Below are 19,501 nucleotides of genomic sequence, written 5' to 3'. Positions count from 1 at the left end.
TCTTTGCTATGTCCTTTTAAGATATATTTGTTTTTATCCATTTTGAAAGCCTGTTTGACTTAACAAATTCAACAGGAAACCATGTTTAAAGAATTTCTTGAATGAAGTTTATTGTATCCAGCACATATTTATTAAAACAATTGCAAGTCTTGGGTGGTGTCATCAACAACAGCAACACTTTGCCCATTTTGGACAACTTTCTTTTTGATTTAAAACAGAACAAGTTGACCGTATCGGCATCCGATTTGGAAACCACCATGAGTTCTGTTCTTGAAGTGGATTCTGATGCGGAAGGAGCCATAGCGGTTCCAGCACGTTTGCTATTGGATACCTTAAAGACTTTTCCAGAGCAGCCCCTCACCTTTGTGGTCGAGGACAACAATACAGTTGAAATCAGTTCCAATCATGGTAAGTATGCCCTGGCCTATGCGGATGGAGCTGAGTTTCCGAAAGCCGTGGAAGTTTCCAATCCAAGTACAACAACTCTTTTGGGCGATATTCTGGCCACCGCAATCAATAAAACCATTTTTGCTGCAGGTAATGATGACCTAAGACCTGTGATGAGCGGGGTGTTCTTTCAGTTTTCCACGGAAAATCTAACTTTTGTGGCCACCGATGCGCATAAATTGGTTAAGTACCAGCGTCAAGATGTTACAGCTTCCCAGGTTGCAGAGTTCATCATGCCCAAAAAACCTTTGAATCTTTTAAAAGGAATTTTGGCGGGCTCTGAATCTGAGGTAACCATAGAGTACAATGACAGTAATGCCAAATTCATATTTGACAATTCTGAATTGATTTGTAGACTGATTGACGGTAAGTATCCCAATTATGAAGCCGTAATTCCAAAGGAAAATCCCAACAAACTGTCCATTTCAAGGAATCAGTTCCTGAGTTCTGTTCGGAGGGTTTCCATTTTTTCCAATAAGACCACGCACCAAATTCGATTAAAAATTGCGGGCGCCGAGTTAAATATTTCCGCAGAAGATGTGGACTACAGCAACAAGGCAGAAGAGCGTTTGTCCTGCTCCTATCAAGGAGACGACATGCAAATTGGTTTCAACTCCAGATTCTTACTGGAAATGTTGAACAATCTAAACTCTGAAGATGTTTCTTTGGAAATGAGTTTGCCCAACAGAGCGGGTATCTTGACTCCCATCGATGGTCTGGACGAGGGAGAACATGTGACCATGCTGGTGATGCCAGTGATGCTGAACAGTTAAGAAATCAACTTATAAAATAGGAAGGCTGGAATTTGAATTCCAGCCTTTTTTATACAAAGGGGATTGTTAAAAAGTAAGATGGTGGTTCCCCATTGGACGCTTTTATTGCATTGACTATGGGCAATACAAAACCCAGTATGGCTACACCAAGAAGGCCTACCAATCCCAAACCTACCAAAAGGATGGCCGGAATACTGACAATAATGTACAGTAATAGACTTAGTTGTAGGTTAATAATGGCCTTTCCATGTTCGTTCATCCCCTCAACGGTCTTCCTTGAAGACAGCCAAATAACAAGAGGGACAATAAATCCTCCAAACCCGGTAACATAATGTAGCAACTGGGTCAAGTGAGCTACGGACAACAACGTGTTGTCCTTTCGTAATACATTTTGATTAATGACTTCCATTTTTGATTGATTTTAATGATGTACCTTATTAGTGGTGATTTGCGCCCAAATGTTACACCTCTTGGGTATTTCGTACTTTTACGCACATGTCATATTCCGATAACATTGTTGCCATGGCCACGCCTCCAGGTACTGGAGCCATTGCTATTATCCGAATTTCCGGGCCTGAAGCCATTGCCTTGGTTTCCGAACATTTTGAACCCATAAAACCCAAAGACCTCACCAAACAAAAGAGTCACACCATCCATTTGGGTCATATAGTACATCAGGGAAAAGTACTGGACAAAGTGCTGGTGTCCATATTTAAGGGCCCAAATTCCTATACCGGAGAAAATGTAGTGGAAATATCCTGTCATGGATCTCCATATATTCAGCAACAGCTAATCCAATTGTTTTTGAGAACGGGATGCCGTATGGCCACTGCCGGTGAATTTACTTTGCGTGCCTTTTTAAATGGTAAAATGGATTTGAGCCAGGCCGAAGCAGTTGCCGATTTGATTGCGAGTGACAGTGAAGCTTCGCATGAAATAGCTGTCCAGCAAATGCGGGGTGGGTTTAGCAATGAAATTCAAAAATTACGCGAGGAACTTCTAAACTTCGCCTCCTTGATTGAACTGGAATTGGATTTTTCACAAGAAGATGTGGAGTTTGCAGATCGTACCCAATTCAATGCGCTGCTCAATCGAATAAGTGAAGTTCTAAAAAAACTAATTGATTCCTTTGCCATTGGCAACGTCATTAAAAATGGGATTCCCATTGCTATTGTTGGCAAGCCCAATGTAGGCAAATCCACATTGCTCAACGCCCTATTGAATGAGGAAAGAGCTATAGTGAGCAATATTCCCGGAACCACTCGAGACACTGTCGAAGACCAGATTAACCTTGGAGGAATCAATTTCCGGTTTATTGACACGGCTGGAATCAGGGAAACCCAGGATATGGTGGAGAAAATTGGGATTGAAAAGACTTTCGACAAAATTGAAAACGCCAAGTTGATCTTGTTCCTTTTCGACGGTTTGGATTTTGATGTAGAGGAGTTGGAAGACCTTAAACGTAAATACCCCAGCAAGGAGGTGCTTCCTATCTGCAACAAGGTGGATTTGTTGACCCAGGCTGAACGGAATCAAATACAGCGTTCCGTTTCGGATTTGTTGTTCCTGTCTGCCAAGGATAGGACAGGTGTTCCAGAGTTGGAGCAAAAACTGTCCTCCCTAGTGGTGTCGGGGGCTTTGAGTGGGGATGGCACGATTGTTTCCAACAGTAGACACTATGATGCCTTACTAAAGGCCTTAGAGGAAATTCAAAAGGTGAAAGAAGGTATGGACATGGGGCTCTCCAGCGATCTTATGGCAATAGACATTAGGCAAGCACTCTATCATTTGGGCGAAATAACCGGAAGTGTCACTACCGATGACCTCTTGGGTAACATCTTCTCCAATTTCTGTATTGGAAAATAGATCTTTGTGTAGTCGAGATATCCATTATCTTTGGATTCCAAATTTTATGCATGTTCAACTTTTTTAATAGAAAAGTTTTTTTAGCGGATTATCTTCATGGGCTGGTAGATATTCACAACCATATTCTACCGGGTATTGATGATGGTGCAAAAACGGTGGATGAATCCTTATCGCTCATCAAGGCATTTGCGGCATACGGGGTGACCAATTTTGTGTTTACCCCGCATATCATGAACCACTACTATCCCAATACTCCCGATTCTATTAATACTTCGTTTGAGCTACTTCAAAGTGAATTGGAGCAACAAGATGTTGAAAATGTCAAAATTGATTATGCCGCGGAACATATGATCGATGACGAATTTGAGCCTTTGTTGGAAAACAATGGGGTTGTACCACTAAAAACCGAGCATCTTCTAGTAGAAATGTCGTATTTACAGCCCGCCTTTGGCTTTGACAATGCAGTCAAAAAAATCTTTGAGCAGAAGTACTTTCCTATTTTAGCGCATCCAGAGCGATACAGCTACTTCCATCAACAACCCCAAATTTACTCGGAGCTTAAATCAAATGGGGTTCAACTGCAGCTAAACTTGCTGTCGGTTTCTGGATATTACGGTTCTGAAATACAAAGGGTAGCCCTTAAATTGTTGGAAGACGAGCTTTACGACTACTGTGCTTCAGATGCCCATCATATACGACATATTACTGCATTAAAGGAAATCAATGTGTCCCAAAAAGTGCTGGGTAAAATACTACCTGTTATAGAAAATACGATTCAGACCTTTTACTGATCAATTAAAGTTCCACCACTTCTTGACCGTTCTTCCATAACCGTAACCATAGTTTCGGCCATACCCCAAATTGGTTTCCTTAACGCCATTTACCACAAAGGACAGGTTCTTGACCTTTTTCTCATCCACAAGCTTAATGGGGTACTCCAATACTTTACGGTCGGTGACACCAGCTTTGGTCACGTATAAAATCTGATGGGCAAAATCGCTAATCAACAAGGTGTCCGTAACCACAAGCATTGGGGCAGAATCCACAACCACGTAGTCATATTTTTCAATGGCCTGGTCCATAAATTCCTTTAGTCTACCACTCATGAGCAACTCAGCCGGATTTGGCGGAATCTTTCCAGAAAACACAATATCCACCTTGTTATCATTGATGACAGCAGGGGTAATGGTATCCTTGAACTGAAGATTGTCATCATGCAGAAATTCTGTCAAACCTTTTTTGGATTTTCCATTGGCACCCAATTCCCCATTCATCCTTAGTCCAAGATCCGAATAGAAGTTTTGAAGTTTAGGGTTTCTAATATCAGCTCCAACTAGCAGTACTCTCTTTTTTGTGCTGGCAAATACCATTGCCAAATTGGAGGAGATAAAAGTTTTCCCCTCTCCAGGAACGCTGGAGGTAACCAAAATCATATGACCACGTTCCTGACCATTCTTATTTTTAAGAACATAGTTCAGGTTGGTTCTCAATATTCGGAGGGATTCACCCAAGACGGAGCGATCCATTCCATTGATCAATTTGCTTGCCTTTTTGCCAATTTTAGGCAATTCTGCAATGACAGGCGCCTTGTTGAAAATTGCCTTTTCAAGCTCAATCTTATTGTGCACCTTATTGTCCATCATATCCTTCAGATAGAAAAACCCAAAAGGAACCAAGAGGCCCAGAATGAATGAAGCCAAATAGATAACCGGTTTCTTTGGAGAAACTGGGTCTTTGCTCATCAGATAAGCCGAATCAATAATTTTCGATTTTGGCGAAGCAGAAGCAAAGGTAATCTGGGATTCTTCCCGTTTTTGCAACAAATACAGATATAAAGACTCTGTGGTTTGTTGCTGACGCGTAATATCGCGGAGCGCCCTTTCATTTTTAGGAGCGGAATATATACGGGAGTTTATTCTGGATAATTGACTGCTTAGACTATTTACCTGAAGTGTCAGGTTGTTTTCCACGCTATTTAAACTGGACTTCATGCTTCGCTTTAAACCATCCAACTGCCTATCCAAGTTTACAATAATGGGGTTTTTTTCATTGGAACTTTCAAGGAGTCGTTTACGCTCCAAAGCCAGTTCATTATATCGAGCTGTTGTACCCGCAATGGTTTCGTCGTTAAGTCCTACGTTGGTCGGAAGTAACTCGTAGCCATTCTGTCCGTCCACAAGGTCTTTCATACTAGATGCGATATCCAATTGAACAGATGCATTTTGAAGCTCCTGTTGGTTGGTTGCACCTATGTTCAGGTTTACATTGGTTTGCGCACCTATGTCGGTAATTCCCCTTCCGGATTTAAAATCCTCTGCACTTTGATCCACATTGGACAAATCCCCGTAAATATCAGCAATTCGGTCATTGATAAAATCAGAGGTCCGATCAGCGATTGCCTTTTTGTCATCAACCGCATTTTGGTTGTAAATGGAAATCAGGGTGTTTATTACATCCTTACCTCGCTTTTTTACCGCATCATTAAGATTGATTGAAATAATGTTGGAAAGCATGTCGGTGACCGTAATCAGAATATTCCTCTGATAATATTCCGCCACATTTGCAATAGGACTTACCTTGACCTTATATTTTTTTCCCTTGAGCTTCTCAATATCCAAAGTACTCTTTGGAGTTATGATCAAATCGCCCAAAGAAGAGGCAATTGGTGTTCCAAAGGATTCTTTGCTAAAAGGAGCATCCTCCTCGTTGGCAAAATCAAACGAGGTTTGGGAGTCCAAAGTGATGAAAAATTCGTGCTCCGTTTTTTGTACAATGGAATCAGGGGCCAAGAAACTTACATTAAAGGGTTGGTCGTCATACAAAACGGTGTTTTTTATGCTTCCAAGAGCAATTACCTTGGTGTTCAGTCCCAACTCCTCTACCACCTTCATCAAATTCATCCTGGAATTAAGGGATTCGATTTCATCCTGTACGTTGTTTCGACCTCCACCCAAAACTCCAAGGTCGCTGAACGCTCCCAACTCCGAAGTCGAGTTTTGATCTTCCAGAATCTTAATTTTTGCATGTATGCCATATTCCGGCACAGCATAGCGGATATATAAAAAGGCAAGTAGAATAGCTACAAAAATGGATGCAACAAACCATTTCCAATTCTTTAAAATTGGCTTAAGTAGGTCGCTGGTGGTCTCGTTACTATGGAGAGCTTCCGAATTTTCAGTTTTCATTAAAATCCAATTTAACTTCTTGTAATCATCAATACTGTGGAAGTAATCACCAACGAAATAATAGAAACATAGATAGATGCTCTCTCATCCAACGATGTTTCCTGAATACCAGATTTGTTGGGCTCCACGTATACCACATCATTTTGGGTTAAGTAATAAACGGGGGACTTTATCATTTCCTTAGAGGTCAAATTAATACGGGTATATACCTTTGTCCCATTAAAATCCCTAACCACCAAAACGTTTTCCCGAACACCTCGTATAGTTAAATCCCCAGCAAGACCAAGTGCTTCCAAAATGGTTATTTGCTCTCCATTTACTGGGTATGTACCTGGTCTGTTTACCGCTCCAAGTACCGTAATGGTAAAGTTGCGGAGTCTTATGTTAATAATAGGGTCTTTCAGATAATCTGATAATCGATCACGTAAAACAGCCCTCAATTCCTCTGGGGACAAGCCCTCAATTTTTAGCTTACCGATCACGGGAAAATCAATTTCTCCGTCCTGATCCACCAAATAGTCTACCTGTTCCGGCCTAAAGCCACTTTCCGAAGCTCCCCTGAACAGATTGAAAGGTGCACTGGCTTCAGGGTTTAAGGAAGATACGTGAATGGAAACCAAGTCATCCACCTTAAATTTGGATACGGAAGTATTGTTATTGACCAAAGTTTCGAAGTCCCCTGTATCCTGAAAGTATACTACATCTTTTCTTGAGGCACATGAAGCGAGGACTAGAAACAATAAACAAAAGCTATAACTTTTGATCGGGCTGCTGTTAAATCTAAACATGTTGATTATCTAATTTTAATTTAAAAATTACGAACTAGTTGGTTTTACAAGGGTACTTTTTTCAAAACTAACCTTTTCATCTTTATCCAATTCGCAAAGTTTTGAATTTTTCGAAATATATTCGGGAACTATACTTTTCATTAGTTGAATAGTGTTTTCACTGAAAAACAAGTTACTAATACAAAGTTCATCAATTTTAGATCGTAAGTCTACATAATCCAAATCTCTCGTCTTACTTATTTTTATTTTCTCGTGATAGGTCGGTAGTGTATTTTCACCATTTGCCAACAGTTCTTCATACAACTTTTCACCTGGCCTTAAACCGGTTACCTTAATATCAATGTCCTCGGGGTAACTCAAACCTGATAGCTTGATCATGTTCTTTGCCAAGTCGTAAATCTTAACAGATTCACCCATATCGAAAATAAAGATCTCCCCTCCTTTGCCCATGGCTCCCGCTTCCAAAACCAATTGGGAAGCTTCAGGAATTGTCATAAAGTAACGTGTAATCTCTTTATGGGTCAAGGTAATGGGGCCTCCATGTTCAATTTGCTTTCTGAACAAGGGAATCACAGAGCCATTGGAACCTAATACGTTGCCAAAACGGGTGGTGATAAACTTGGTCTTGCTTTCTTGCTGCTTGCAACTCACATAGATTTCCGCAATTCTTTTACTAGCCCCCATAACGTTGGTTGGGTTCACCGCCTTGTCTGTGGATACCAGTACAAACTTGTCAATATTGTACTGAATGGCCAGATCTACTATGGTTTTTGTACCAGCAATATTTATTTTGATTGCTTCATAGGAATTATACTCCATTAACGGTACATGCTTATACGCAGCTGCATGGAAAACCAAATCCGGTTTGTGCTCCTGGAAGATATAATTCATCCTATTTTTATCCCTCACGTCTCCTACTATCGGAATAAAATTATGATATCCCTTCTGCTTCAATTCCTGCTGTAGGTCGTACAAAGCGGATTCCGCCTGATCAATTATAACAAGGGAACGGAAGTTATATCTGCATATTTGTCGTACGATTTCACTTCCGATTGATCCGGCTCCACCTGTAACAAAAATCACCTTATCCCTTACTTCCTCACTTATTTTGGAATTGGTTATGGCAATAGGCTTGCGGTTCAGTAAATCTTCAATTTGAACCGTTTTAATCTGAGATGCCTTCAATTCTCCATTGATCCAGTCTTCAACAGGAGGGATAATCTTAACCTGTACAGGAAAATCAACCAAGCCCTCAACCAATTGGTTGAGTTTTTTATGATCTATATTTTGGATACAAAAAATGACCTCGGAAATTCTCTTTTTGGAAATGAAATCCTTGGTCAGAATTTCTGGGCCATAAACATTGACACCGTTGATCAACTTGCCAATCTTTTTCTTGTCCTTATCAACATAACCCACCACCTTTACATTACTCTTGGAATGATTGGTCAGTGCTCCGTGGGTCAAAATCCCCGAATTGCCTGCACCATAGATCACCACGTTTTTGGCAGAGTTGAATCCATTCTCTTTTATAAATCCATGAAAGAGTGTTTTAAAAACGTACCTGGATGCAACTAGGGTTACAAAAGAAATAAGGCTGTTTATGATAATGATGGACAATGGAATGGTAAAATTGTCCGCCAATTGAAATTTTCTGTTTGCCAGAACAAGGAAAATCGTAAAGATACTTGCCAAGCAAATGGCATTGAAGATGTTGTAAACATCCCGCATTCCCGTATGTCTCACAACGCCCTTGTAAGAGCCTATCATTAAAAAGGAAATCAAAGCAATGAACAAGACCCAAGGTAGTTGAACAAAAAGTTTATCTACATCAAAATTGAATGTCAGGTTGAAGCGTATAAAATACGACAGTACAAATGAAAATGCCACAATGACCACGTCAATTGCCAACACCAGCCATTTGGAGGCATATCTTTCTACAGTATTAGTTAGGTAGTTCTGTATCATGAAAGAGCAATTTTTATTGTTTTAATAATGCGCTCCAAGTCCTGTTCCAATAAATTGGAACCACTTGGTAAGCACAGGCCTCTTTTAAAGAGGTCTTCCGAAGTGCCATCGGAAAAGCTAACTTCTTTTTCATAAACCGGTTGCAGGTGCATGGGCTTCCAGAGCGGTCTGGATTCAATGTTCTCAAGCTCCAAGGCCACGCGGATCTTTTCCCTTACCTCATAAGAAGGTGTGAGAATGCAACTCAACCATCTATTGCTGAACATCCCGTAAGGTTCGTCCAGAAAGGATATCTCATCAAATTCACGAAGTTGTTCGGTATAGAATCTATAGTTATTCCTCCTTGCTGCAACCCTATCATCCAAAACTTGCATCTGACCTCTTCCAATTCCGGCCAATACATTACTCATTCTATAATTGTGCCCAATCTCAGAATGTTGATAGTGAACAGCTTTGTCCCGTGCTTGGGTTGCCAGAAAGATTGCCTTGTCCCTGTACTCTTTTCTTTTGGATACCAGGGCACCTCCTCCAGAAGTTGTAATGATCTTGTTTCCATTGAAAGATAATATGGCTATATCCCCAAAAGTACCACACGGCCTTGAACCGTAGGTACTACCCAGGGCTTCTGCGCTATCTTCCAAAACAGGGATGCCATAATCGTTTGCTATGGCATGAATCTCTTCCACCTTATAGGGCATTCCATAGAGGTGAACAGTTACAATAGCCTTCGGTTTATTTCCGGATGATATTCTTTGAATAATGGCTTCCTCAAGAAGTTTGGGCGACATGTTCCAGGTTTCCGACTCACTGTCAATGAAGACCGGTTTTGCGCCGAGGTAAGTTATAGGGTTTGCTGATGCTGAAAACGTAAAACTTTGGCAAAGCACCTCATCCCCAGCAGAAACTCCAAGCAACTTAAGGCCTAAATGTATGGCCCCGGTTCCCGAACTCAAAGCCGCCACATGTACATCATGTCCCAGATAGTTTTCAATATCCTCCTCAAATCCAGTAACATTTGGCCCCAATGGTGCTACCCAATTGGTATCAAAGGCCTCATGGACAAAAGAAAGTTCCGTTCCTCCCATATGCGGCGAGGACAGCCAAATTTTAGATTGAATTTCGGTTTCCAAGTTCAGTGGTTTTACTTTAGTTGTAACTAATAGATTTTTATCAAATCAGGTACTAAAAACTTTTAATTAAGGGGACTGCAATTCGTTGAAAATTAACTCAAGAGTCACATTAAAAACTAAAGTTACCAACTTAACATAGAGTTAGGATCAAAACCATGTGATATTTCGCCGAACATGTAAAAAAAATCGATTGAATGCCATTACCATTTAGTTGACCCCTTCATTTCCAAATAAAGAAGGCGGGGAATTACCGTTCATCCGTTTATCGGGTATTACAACTAACCGTACTATAAATAAGGTATACTTTCCTCGTAATTATTTAATTTGGCCGCTCAATAAAATCGCATCCATACATTAAATAGTATAACCTCAAAAAACAGAATTGAATGAAGGTATTGGTAACTGGGGCAGCTGGGTTTATTGGATTTCATACAGTGGCCCAGTTGATAGCGCAAAATTGTCAAGTAGTTGGACTTGACAACATTAATAGTTACTACGATGTGGGTCTTAAATATGCTCGGTTAAAAGAACTGGGAATAGACCCTTCCCAAGCTGAAAAATTCAATTCCATTTCAGAAAGTTCCATTCATTCTTCCCAGTTCAAATTTGTTAGAATGAATCTGGAAGATCGCACCGAATTGCCAAAATTGTTCGATACCGAAAAATTTGATGTGGTTTGCCATCTTGCCGCGCAAGCCGGTGTTCGATATAGTCTTGAAAATCCTGAAGCTTATGTGGATAGCAATGTGGTGGGTTTCTTGAACATATTGGAAGGTTGTAGGCATAATAAGGTAAAACATCTTGTGTATGCCAGTAGTTCAAGTGTGTATGGCTTAAACAAAAAGATACCTTTTAATACTTCAGATAATGTAGACCACCCTATCAGTCTATATGCAGCCACAAAAAAGAGCAACGAGCTTATGGCACACACCTACAGCCACTTATATGGTTTCTTAACAACAGGTCTTCGATTCTTTACGGTATACGGTCCATGGGGCCGACCAGATATGGCCATGTTCCTTTTTACGGATGCCATGCTAAAGGGCAAACCCATTAAGGTATTCAACAGTGGTGAAATGGAAAGGGACTTCACGTATATAGACGATATTGTGGAAGGTGTAGTACGCGTGGTGGCCAAGGATGTTACAGAAAGAAAGTCCACTGGGGAATTGTACAAGGTTTACAATATTGGCAACAACAAATCCGTTAAGCTAATGGCTTTTATCAAAGCAATTGAAAAGAGCTTGGGGATTGAAGCCAAAAAAGATATGCTGCCCATGCAACCTGGTGATGTTAGTAAAACCTGGGCCAATGTGGATGAGCTTATCAAAGATTATGACTACAGCCCTGACACACGGATAGAAAATGGGGTACAAGAATTTATAAACTGGTACAAACAATATTATAAGGTTTAAAAGTTATACTGACGTAAATTGCCATTCATTTGTAATTTTTTACTTTCATCCGATACTCTCACCCCCCTGAAGCAACCTTAAAATTTAGAATTGTTCATGATAATCGATTTTTTTAAACATACACCGTAAAAACGTGTCAAAAATTGTTATTGCTGACTGTATTTTTGAATTTTGTCATCATATGAAAAACAACACACAATCATTTACCGAACCTATTGAAATAGCCATCAAAGCCGCCATCTCCGGTGGTTCGGCTATTATGGAAATTTATAGAAAACCCGATTTTGAACTGGAAATAAAAGATGACCGTTCCCCTTTGACTGAGGCGGATACTGCGGCCAACACCCTTATCAACCAATATCTGGTTGAAACCGATATTCCTATTATCTCCGAGGAAAACAAAAACCTGGAATACGATGATAGAAAGCATTGGGATAAATGTTGGATTGTAGATCCACTGGACGGCACCAAGGAGTTTATCAAGCGAAATGGCGAATTTACCGTGAACATTGCCCTTTGTGAGAAGGGAAGACCTGTTCTAGGCGTGATCTATGTTCCTGTTAGCCGTGAACTTTATTACGCAGATGTTACCAAAAAGATTGCTTATAAAACGATCTTAGATGAAGAACTCAATCTTACAAATGAACTATTTGCGAAAGAAGATCGTATTTCTATAAGCAAATCAACTAAAGCGTTGGCTCGCGTTGTAGGCAGTCGCTCGCATATGAACCAAGATACACTTGATTTTATCTCATCCATTGAAAATGACTTTGATGAAATAGAAGTTGTTTCCAAGGGAAGTTCGCTTAAATTCTGTCTAGTCGCCGAAGGCAAGGCTGATTTTTATCCTAGATTTGCTCCAACCATGGAGTGGGATACTGCAGCCGGCCATGCGATTTGCAATGCAGTTGGATTAAAGGTGATTTCCCAACAGACCAATGAGGAATTACCTTATAATAAAGAAAATTTGTTGAACCCCTATTTTTTAGTAAGCCAATAAGCTGTGGGTAAGATCTCTGGATTTATGGGTAGAATATCCCATAAAAGACATATTGCCAAAACCATCACCTGGAGGTTGGTAGGAACCCTGGACACCATAGTGTTGTCCTGGATTATTACAGGGAACCCTGCCACTGGACTTAAGATTGGTTTTTCAGAGGTTTTTACCAAAATGGTTTTGTATTACCTCCACGAAAGGGCTTGGGTAAGAATCAAGATGCCCGAAAGTAGAAAACGACATTTGTTCAAGACCGTTTCCTGGCGTGTGATCGGTACTCTTGATACAATTGTAATTTCTTGGATAATCTCTGGAAACCCGCTTACAGGATTGAAGATTGGAACCCTGGAAGTAATCACCAAAATGATATTGTACTACTACCATGAAAGGGCATGGTACCGTATCAACTTTGGACTTGACAAAATAGTTAGATCAAAAACATGGAAAAGAATATAATTGCCCATTCCTATAAGATCGATGTAGAAAAAAGGAGAAAACTGAATGGACACAATTCAGTTCTTGTTTTCTTCACGGGGCTTTCCGGTTCGGGGAAATCCACTTTGGCCAATGCTTTGGAAGAACGATTCCATAAGGATGGCGTTAAAACATATGTGTTGGATGGGGATAATGTTCGCAAGGGCATTAACAGCAACCTCACGTTTAAACCTGAAGACCGCTCAGAAAACCTTAGGCGCATTGCCGAAATCTCTAAACTCTTTATTGATGCAGGTGTTGTAACCCTCGCAGCCTTTATTGCCCCTTACGAAAAAGACAGGGAATTCATAAAGCAAACCGTAGGGCCGGACAACTATATTGAAGTGTTTGTGAACACTAGTTTGGAGGTATGCGAGCAAAGGGATGTAAAGGGGCTGTACGCAAAGGCACGCAAAGGTGAGATCAAAAACATGACTGGAATTTCAGCGCCATATGAAGCGCCTAAGAATCCGGACGTGGAGGTCTCAAATGAATATGGCATAGATGAATCTGTTGACATCATATATAATAAGATAAAGAACCAAATAAGACTCAAAAATGAGTAAGTACTATTTAAACTATTTAGACGAGTTAGAGTCCGAGGCCATCTTCGTGTTACGGGAGGTTTGGGCACAATTTCAGAATCCCGTGATCCTCTTTTCAGGAGGAAAGGATTCCATTGTAGTGACCCACTTGGCAAAAAAAGCATTCTTTCCTTCCAAAATTCCATTTTCCTTGATGCATGTGGATACGGGTCATAATTTCCCGGAGACCATCCAATTCAGGGATGATATCCTAAAACAGCTTGGTGTGAATCTTATTGTAGGTTCTGTTCAGGAATCCATAGACCAAGGTAGAGTTGCCGAAGAGAAAGGAAAAAGTGCAACCCGAAATGCCTTGCAGATCACCACCCTTTTGGACGCTATTGAGGAACACAAGGTAGACTGTGCCATTGGCGGTGGAAGACGAGATGAAGAAAAGGCAAGGGCTAAGGAACGGTTCTTTTCCCACCGAGACGATTTTGGCCAGTGGGACCCAAAAAACCAGCGTCCTGAACTGTGGAACCTTTTCAATGGAAAACATTTTGAAGGAGAACATTTTAGAGCGTTCCCTATTAGTAATTGGACAGAAATGGACGTTTGGAACTACATCAAACGCGAACAAATCGAAATACCTTCATTGTACTATGCCCATGAAAGGGAAGTAGTTTGGAGAAGCGATGCATGGATTCCCAATTCGGAGTTTTTAAAGCTTGAGGATGGAGAAGAAATCGTAACCAAGAAAGTTCGATTTAGAACACTTGGTGATATTACCATCACTGGTGGTATAGAATCAGATGCTGATACACTGGAAAAAATTGCTGCGGAAGTTTCTGGTATGAGACAGACCGAAAGAGGCAATAGAACCGATGACAAACGCTCTGAAAGCGCAATGGAAGACAGAAAAAGACAAGGGTATTTTTAGAAAAATAGATATGGAATTAAACAATAGTCAACTATTAAGATTTACTACAGCCGGAAGTGTTGATGACGGAAAAAGCACACTAATTGGAAGGCTTCTATATGACTCTAAATCAATCTTTGAAGATCAATTGGAGTCCATTGAAAATACCAGCTTAAAAAAAGGTCATGACGGCTTGGATTTGGCATTGTTCACGGATGGTCTAAAAGACGAGCGTGAGCAAGGTATTACCATTGACGTAGCCTACCGCTATTTCACCACTCCCAAGAGAAAATTCATTATAGCCGATACACCTGGACACATTCAGTATACGAGAAATATGGTCACTGGTGCATCTACCGCCAATGCCGCCATTATTCTAATTGATGCAAGACATGGGGTTATTGAACAAACAAAGAGGCACTCTTTTATTGCTTCCCTGTTACAAATTCCCCATTTGGTGGTTTGTATCAACAAAATGGACCTTGTAGATTTCAAGGAGGAAGTATATAATGACATTATAAAGCAGTTTCAAGATTTCTCATCAAAGTTGTTGGTAAAGGACGTACGCTTTATTCCAATTAGTGCCCTGTTGGGGGATAATGTGGTGAACAGGTCCGAAAACATGCCTTGGTATAAAGGCGCACCTTTGTTGCATACCCTTGAAACCATTCATATCAGCAGTGATTTCAACAGCGTTGATGCACGCTTCCCAGTACAGACCGTATTGCGTCCACAACGAGAAGGGTTCATTGACTATCGCGGATACGCCGGTAGAATAGCCAGTGGTATTTTCAGACCAGGTGAGGAAATTACCGTAATGCCTTCTGGCTTTACCTCAAAAATCAAAACTATTGAAGGGCCAGATGGTGAGCTTGAAGAGGCCTACGCTCCCATGTCAATTTCCATGACTTTGGAAGACGATATCGATATTGGTCGTGGCGATATGATCGTTAGGTCCAACAATAAGCCGGAACCTGCCCAGGATTTGGAGGTGATGTTGTGCTGGATGAACAACGATCCTGCAAAACCCAGGGCCAAATACACCTTAAAGCACACGAGTAATGAGCAAACAGCCATGATCAAAGAGGTGCTGTACAAAATTGATATTGAGACCCTTGGGCGAAATATGGAAGACAAGGAAATAGGTATGAACGATATATGTAAAGTACGCATACGTTCAACGAAACCCTTAATGATAGATTCCTATAGGGACAATAGAAGCACAGGGAATTTAATTCTGATTGACGAAAACACCAACGAAACAGTTGCCGCGGGTATGATTATTTAATCCTAGCTTTTAAATGTGCCGGCTTTGGACAATGACTGCCTTTTGGATTTAATGGAAATTGTCCGCTACACCTTAAAAAGTTAGCATCAAGATGTAGTGTTTGTTAAGTGCTCAAATGAAAAATCAAAATCCCCCAAAACAAATTTATTCTCATTAAATAATAATTTGATGGTTCTGTCATTATTATTATGACATTTACATTGTTTAAAAAATAACACAAAATGAATCTTACAATAATTGGTACCGGATATGTAGGTCTTGTGAGTGGAACTTGTTTCGCTGAAATGGGTAACAGAGTTACCTGTATCGATGTGGACGAAAAGAAAATCACAAATCTTAAAAACGGAATCATCCCAATATACGAACCTGGCTTGGAGGCCATGGTCGAAAGAAATATTGCGAACAAAACACTACACTTCAGTACCAAATTGGCTGAGAATCTTGATAAATGTGATATCGCGTTTATTGCTGTAGGTACTCCAATGGGCGAAGACGGTTCTGCCGATCTAAAGTATGTGTTGCAGGTGGCCAAGGAGATTGGGCAGAACATGCAGCATTCCTTGGTAATTGTTGATAAATCAACTGTGCCCGTTGGCACTGCAGATAAGGTAAGGGAAACGGTTCAAAAAGAACTGGATTCCAGAAATGCGGACATTGACTTTCATGTGGTTTCAAATCCTGAGTTTTTAAAGGAGGGTGATGCCATAAATGACTTCATGAAACCTGATCGCGTGGTGGTAGGTTCCGATCATGAAGAATCCACCAAAAAGATGCGCAATTTGTACAGCCCATTTTTTAGAAGTAGCACAGATCGTTTGATCACTATGGACGTTCGCTCTGCAGAAATGACCAAATACGTTGCCAATGCCATGTTGGCTACCAAAATTTCGTTTATGAACGAAATTTCCAACATTTGCGAATTGGTAGGTGCGGATGTTAATAAAGTACGCGTAGGAATTGGTTCGGATAGCAGAATTGGATATAGTTTCATCTATCCTGGAAGTGGATACGGGGGATCCTGTTTTCCAAAAGACGTCAAGGCCCTGAAAAAAACAGCCCAGGAACACGGTTATTCCGCTAGAATAATCGGTGCGGTTGAAGACGTTAACGATGACCAGAAGTTTGTAATAGCAAAGAAGGTGGTGAATCGTTTTGGGGAGGACCTTAAAGGAAAAACCTTTGCCGTCTGGGGATTGGCCTTTAAGCCACAAACAGATGATATGCGGGAAGCACCAGCAATCTATATCATCAAGGATTTGGTTGAAAGAGGGGCCAGTATCCAAGCTTATGACCCAAAAGCAATGGGTGAAGCACAGGAGTTTTACCTCAAAGACGTTCCAAATGTTTCCTATTGTAATTCCAAATATGAAACCTTACAAGGGGCAGATGCCATGATTCTGCTCACGGAATGGAAAGAGTTTAGAGCACCGGATTTTGAAGAGCTCAAACAACAGCTCAACGAACCCATTATTTTTGATGGAAGAAATCAGTACGATGACCAAACGTTGGAAGAGCTTGGTTTTGAGTATTTCCAAATTGGGAAAAAGTAATACGCTTCAAACAAGTGTATAAATCGAAAGTAAAAAGGGCTGGATTTTAAAATCCAGCCCTTTTTTTGTCTTATCCAAGTCTTAAACTGAAAAGACCGATCTTTCTATATTTTTATATTGGAGCTTCATTGTTGCGCGTACAACCGGTTAGGATAAACTGCGCCTTAGTTCAAAAATGAGGAAGTAACCCAGTTTGTCCAATAGGTTGTTCTTTTTTTGGATTCTTTCCAAATCCTTTTCCATTGAAGCCGTTAGGTAATTCTTATAATCCCCAATTTCACCTTTTCTAAAAAACCATTTGCGTGGAGAATTCTCCCTTACCTTCTTAATACTGTTGGTTTCAATGATATCCTCAATTTGCTTCTGGTCTAGGGTAACACCAAGAAATTCCGCAAACCGTTTCAATTCTCCTGGAGTGTCCTTTTTTAAGGATTCAAAGGTTGAATGAAAGACATTGTTTTGAAATGATGCCCAATTCTTATTGTACTTTGCTAACTGTATGGCCTTATAGCGTCCAACCAACCAATAATAGGTCTTAAATGATGGTTTAAAGGAGCGCACATTAATGAAGTGGTTATAATGGGAAACTATGGCGTCCCGAATATCCCGCTGAATCATGAATACTTTTACATCATCCACGTTGCTGGCAAGCAATTCTATGTGGTCTTTTTTGTAAATATGTCCTTTTGCCAAATAGTTGTTCGATTTAATCTCCGAGGATTTAACAATATCTGCCAAACGATCAATACCAACAAAGCTATCATGCTTCTTGCTTTGAAAATTTTCAGGTAGTGGCTGAAAATCCATCAAACCTTTTAACAAATTTCGCTGCCAGGTAGAACCTGACTTGAACGCACCATTTGCAATTACTATCATATTTATGTTTTATTCCCGTTTAGTTCAAAAATTGAGACGCCAATTTATTGAATTTAAAACTCATAACGCCAATACCCGGAAAGTATTTGTTGAAGCGGCAATTATTTCAGATGTTCTCAACCATTTGTAAAAATTAGGGGTTTAATCCGTATAAACAAATAACAGGAAATGGGGTAAAATAACCGTGGAAACCTTGCAGGGTTCACCTGTTTTAATGGTATCCAAAAATGGGAAACTTTAAGTCATTTTCAGTTTCCCGAGTATTTATTCCTTTAAACGTGTTTGCACATCATCCAACTATTTTTTCAGTAGTTTTGAATCGGAAAAACCAATTTTAATTTCTTGATGAAATACATATACATTACAGGCCGAGGACGCAGTGGCAGTACCGTTATTGACGCGATGCTTGGAAATTCCAAATCAATTGAAAGCGTCGGTGAATTGGTTTCCGGACTGGGAAGGTTCAATGCTATGTGTAGTTGTGGAAAGGGAATGAATGATTGCGGCTATTGGACCAGTGTTCGTCAGAATTACGAGTCAAAGACCGGACAGAGTTGGGACAAGTTTGCCAAAGACACGGTAAAATCAGGACATGTCAAGGAATTTATGGACACCTTATTTGGTAAATCCAAATTCAATAGGGAATTGGTGAAAGATACAGAGCAATTTACCCAAGGATTGTTGGAGGTAGCTGGAAAAAAAGCCATACTTGATTCCTCAAAAAATCCCAACAGGGCTTTATGGCTTGCCAAATTTTATGATGACTCCAAAATCATACACTTGGTCAAACACCCGGATGGGGTTGCTGCAAGTAAATATAAATTCATAGGAAGAGGTAAAGGCTATAAGTTTCTTCGAAAAACCTATCTCAATCCAAAACTGGCCCCTTTGTATATGACGGTGGAAGCCATATCTTGGATGGTAGGTAATACCATGATAGGGTTGATTAAATTAATAAGGCCAAAAAAGGTGATGCTCGTCAAATATGAAGATTTTGGTGCAAAACCAGAGGTTATTTTCGAAAAACTCTCCAGGTTTTTGGAAATAGACCTTAGTGAGGTCCGTGATTCCGTGATCAATGGCCACCCTTTAACTTTTGGACATACCATTGGAGGCAATGGCGTAAGAAATAGCGAGACCTTTGTATTTAGTACCAAGAAAGGTAAGAAACGGCCGATGCCTATTTTTTACAAATTTCTTATCCGCATTTTCTGTTGGCCTCTAATGTTGATTTACGGCTACAGATTCATATAATCTGCCCACAAATAGGTTAAATCCAATTACCGAAGTACATTCCAATT

At 40.3% G+C, this 19,501-nt stretch carries 17 protein-coding genes; 11 read left to right on the top strand and 6 right to left on the bottom strand.

Annotation, left to right across the window (positions count from 1 at the left end; all coding sequences use genetic code 11):
• The first annotated feature begins 101 nt into the window (after positions 1 to 101).
• Positions 102 to 1,220: a DNA polymerase III subunit beta gene (gene dnaN / locus ACOOE0_RS13145; RefSeq protein WP_420399362.1), complete on the top strand. Its 1,119-nt coding sequence runs from the start codon at positions 102 to 104 to the stop codon at positions 1,218 to 1,220.
• A gap of 49 nt (positions 1,221 to 1,269) precedes the next feature.
• Here the strand turns inward: dnaN and ACOOE0_RS13140 are convergent, their stop codons facing one another.
• Positions 1,270 to 1,629 carry a DUF4870 domain-containing protein gene (locus tag ACOOE0_RS13140; protein WP_420399361.1) on the bottom strand — a complete coding sequence of 120 codons (360 nt, stop codon included), beginning with the start codon at positions 1,627 to 1,629 and terminating at the stop codon, positions 1,270 to 1,272.
• Between the two features lie 86 nt (positions 1,630 to 1,715).
• Here ACOOE0_RS13140 and mnmE point away from each other — a divergent pair, with 86 nt between their 5' ends.
• The gene (mnmE, locus tag ACOOE0_RS13135) at positions 1,716 to 3,086 is read left to right on the top strand and encodes a tRNA uridine-5-carboxymethylaminomethyl(34) synthesis GTPase MnmE (protein WP_420399360.1); all 1,371 of its coding nucleotides are present in this window, start codon (positions 1,716 to 1,718) and stop codon (positions 3,084 to 3,086) included.
• Positions 3,087 to 3,136: 50 nt separating this feature from the next.
• Positions 3,137 to 3,877 carry a tyrosine-protein phosphatase gene (locus ACOOE0_RS13130; RefSeq protein WP_420399359.1) on the top strand — a complete coding sequence of 247 codons (741 nt, stop codon included), beginning with the start codon at positions 3,137 to 3,139 and terminating at the stop codon, positions 3,875 to 3,877.
• On the opposite strand, the gene ACOOE0_RS13125 is transcribed toward ACOOE0_RS13130, so the two are convergent.
• From ACOOE0_RS13125 to ACOOE0_RS13110, 4 genes are read right to left on the bottom strand one after another with little or no spacing between them, the layout of a single operon-like run.
• Entirely contained in the window at positions 3,878 to 6,271 is a 2,394-nt protein-coding gene (locus ACOOE0_RS13125; RefSeq protein WP_420399358.1) for a GumC family protein, read from the bottom strand. It lies immediately after the preceding gene.
• Positions 6,272 to 6,282: 11 nt separating this feature from the next.
• Positions 6,283 to 7,059, bottom strand: a complete 777-nt coding sequence (locus ACOOE0_RS13120) for a polysaccharide biosynthesis/export family protein (protein WP_420399357.1) — start codon at positions 7,057 to 7,059, stop codon at positions 6,283 to 6,285.
• A gap of 27 nt (positions 7,060 to 7,086) precedes the next feature.
• Positions 7,087 to 9,027: a polysaccharide biosynthesis protein gene (locus tag ACOOE0_RS13115; RefSeq protein WP_420399356.1), complete on the bottom strand. Its 1,941-nt coding sequence runs from the start codon at positions 9,025 to 9,027 to the stop codon at positions 7,087 to 7,089.
• A complete protein-coding gene (locus tag ACOOE0_RS13110) occupies positions 9,024 to 10,112 on the bottom strand; it encodes a DegT/DnrJ/EryC1/StrS family aminotransferase (protein ID WP_420402229.1) in 1,089 nt (362 codons plus the stop codon). Before ACOOE0_RS13110 ends, ACOOE0_RS13115 begins: the two co-directional genes overlap by 4 nt.
• A 431-nt stretch (positions 10,113 to 10,543) precedes the next feature.
• On the opposite strand from ACOOE0_RS13110, the gene ACOOE0_RS13105 reads away from it, so the two are divergent.
• From ACOOE0_RS13105 to ACOOE0_RS13075, 7 genes are all read left to right on the top strand, one after another.
• Entirely contained in the window at positions 10,544 to 11,572 is a 1,029-nt protein-coding gene (locus ACOOE0_RS13105) for an NAD-dependent epimerase (protein ID WP_420399355.1), read from the top strand.
• A 181-nt stretch (positions 11,573 to 11,753) separates the two neighbouring features.
• Positions 11,754 to 12,572, top strand: a complete 819-nt coding sequence (gene cysQ / locus ACOOE0_RS13100; protein WP_420399354.1) for a 3'(2'),5'-bisphosphate nucleotidase CysQ — start codon at positions 11,754 to 11,756, stop codon at positions 12,570 to 12,572.
• 24 nt (positions 12,573 to 12,596) lie between these two features.
• Positions 12,597 to 13,025 carry a DUF2061 domain-containing protein gene (locus ACOOE0_RS13095; protein ID WP_420399353.1) on the top strand — a complete coding sequence of 143 codons (429 nt, stop codon included), beginning with the start codon at positions 12,597 to 12,599 and terminating at the stop codon, positions 13,023 to 13,025.
• Complete coding sequence (gene cysC / locus ACOOE0_RS13090; protein ID WP_420399352.1) at positions 13,010 to 13,609, top strand: adenylyl-sulfate kinase; 600 nt, start codon at positions 13,010 to 13,012, stop codon at positions 13,607 to 13,609. The genes ACOOE0_RS13095 and cysC overlap by 16 nt, the downstream gene beginning before the upstream one ends.
• Positions 13,602 to 14,507 carry a sulfate adenylyltransferase subunit CysD gene (cysD, locus tag ACOOE0_RS13085; protein WP_420399351.1) on the top strand — a complete coding sequence of 302 codons (906 nt, stop codon included), beginning with the start codon at positions 13,602 to 13,604 and terminating at the stop codon, positions 14,505 to 14,507. The genes cysC and cysD overlap by 8 nt, the downstream gene beginning before the upstream one ends.
• Before the next feature lie 10 nt (positions 14,508 to 14,517).
• Complete coding sequence (locus ACOOE0_RS13080) at positions 14,518 to 15,774, top strand: sulfate adenylyltransferase subunit 1 (RefSeq protein WP_420399350.1); 1,257 nt, start codon at positions 14,518 to 14,520, stop codon at positions 15,772 to 15,774.
• Positions 15,775 to 15,995: 221 nt separating this feature from the next.
• Positions 15,996 to 17,324, top strand: a complete 1,329-nt coding sequence (locus ACOOE0_RS13075) for a UDP-glucose dehydrogenase family protein (protein ID WP_420399349.1) — start codon at positions 15,996 to 15,998, stop codon at positions 17,322 to 17,324.
• 147 nt (positions 17,325 to 17,471) lie between these two features.
• On the opposite strand, the gene ACOOE0_RS13070 is transcribed toward ACOOE0_RS13075, so the two are convergent.
• Positions 17,472 to 18,200: a sulfotransferase domain-containing protein gene (locus tag ACOOE0_RS13070; RefSeq protein WP_420399348.1), complete on the bottom strand. Its 729-nt coding sequence runs from the start codon at positions 18,198 to 18,200 to the stop codon at positions 17,472 to 17,474.
• Between the two features lie 345 nt (positions 18,201 to 18,545).
• Between ACOOE0_RS13070 and ACOOE0_RS13065 the strand changes: the two genes are divergently transcribed.
• Positions 18,546 to 19,454: a sulfotransferase family protein gene (locus ACOOE0_RS13065; RefSeq protein WP_420399347.1), complete on the top strand. Its 909-nt coding sequence runs from the start codon at positions 18,546 to 18,548 to the stop codon at positions 19,452 to 19,454.
• Positions 19,455 to 19,501: the final 47 nt, after the last annotated feature.

Source organism: Flagellimonas sp., from assembly GCF_965215805.1.
GTDB lineage: Bacteria > Bacteroidota > Bacteroidia > Flavobacteriales > Flavobacteriaceae > Flagellimonas.
Note: the sequence above shows the minus strand (reverse complement) of the source record. Positions and strands in the feature narration are given on the sequence as shown.

Bases quoted from the DNA above. Each gene is read 5' to 3' on its own strand.
- dnaN (WP_420399362.1), top strand. From the start codon at position 102: ATGAAGTTTATTGTATCCAGCACATATTTATTAAAACAATTGCAAGTC.
- ACOOE0_RS13140 (WP_420399361.1), bottom strand. From the start codon at position 1,629: ATGGAAGTCATTAATCAAAATGTATTACGAAAGGACAACACGTTGTTG.
- mnmE (WP_420399360.1), top strand. From the start codon at position 1,716: ATGTCATATTCCGATAACATTGTTGCCATGGCCACGCCTCCAGGTACT.
- ACOOE0_RS13130 (WP_420399359.1), top strand. From the start codon at position 3,137: ATGTTCAACTTTTTTAATAGAAAAGTTTTTTTAGCGGATTATCTTCAT.
- ACOOE0_RS13125 (WP_420399358.1), bottom strand. From the start codon at position 6,271: ATGAAAACTGAAAATTCGGAAGCTCTCCATAGTAACGAGACCACCAGC.
- ACOOE0_RS13120 (WP_420399357.1), bottom strand. From the start codon at position 7,059: ATGTTTAGATTTAACAGCAGCCCGATCAAAAGTTATAGCTTTTGTTTA.
- ACOOE0_RS13115 (WP_420399356.1), bottom strand. From the start codon at position 9,027: ATGATACAGAACTACCTAACTAATACTGTAGAAAGATATGCCTCCAAA.
- ACOOE0_RS13110 (WP_420402229.1), bottom strand. From the start codon at position 10,112: ATGGGAGGAACGGAACTTTCTTTTGTCCATGAGGCCTTTGATACCAAT.
- ACOOE0_RS13105 (WP_420399355.1), top strand. From the start codon at position 10,544: ATGAAGGTATTGGTAACTGGGGCAGCTGGGTTTATTGGATTTCATACA.
- cysQ (WP_420399354.1), top strand. From the start codon at position 11,754: ATGAAAAACAACACACAATCATTTACCGAACCTATTGAAATAGCCATC.
- ACOOE0_RS13095 (WP_420399353.1), top strand. From the start codon at position 12,597: ATGGGTAGAATATCCCATAAAAGACATATTGCCAAAACCATCACCTGG.
- cysC (WP_420399352.1), top strand. From the start codon at position 13,010: ATGGAAAAGAATATAATTGCCCATTCCTATAAGATCGATGTAGAAAAA.
- cysD (WP_420399351.1), top strand. From the start codon at position 13,602: ATGAGTAAGTACTATTTAAACTATTTAGACGAGTTAGAGTCCGAGGCC.
- ACOOE0_RS13080 (WP_420399350.1), top strand. From the start codon at position 14,518: ATGGAATTAAACAATAGTCAACTATTAAGATTTACTACAGCCGGAAGT.
- ACOOE0_RS13075 (WP_420399349.1), top strand. From the start codon at position 15,996: ATGAATCTTACAATAATTGGTACCGGATATGTAGGTCTTGTGAGTGGA.
- ACOOE0_RS13070 (WP_420399348.1), bottom strand. From the start codon at position 18,200: ATGATAGTAATTGCAAATGGTGCGTTCAAGTCAGGTTCTACCTGGCAG.
- ACOOE0_RS13065 (WP_420399347.1), top strand. From the start codon at position 18,546: ATGAAATACATATACATTACAGGCCGAGGACGCAGTGGCAGTACCGTT.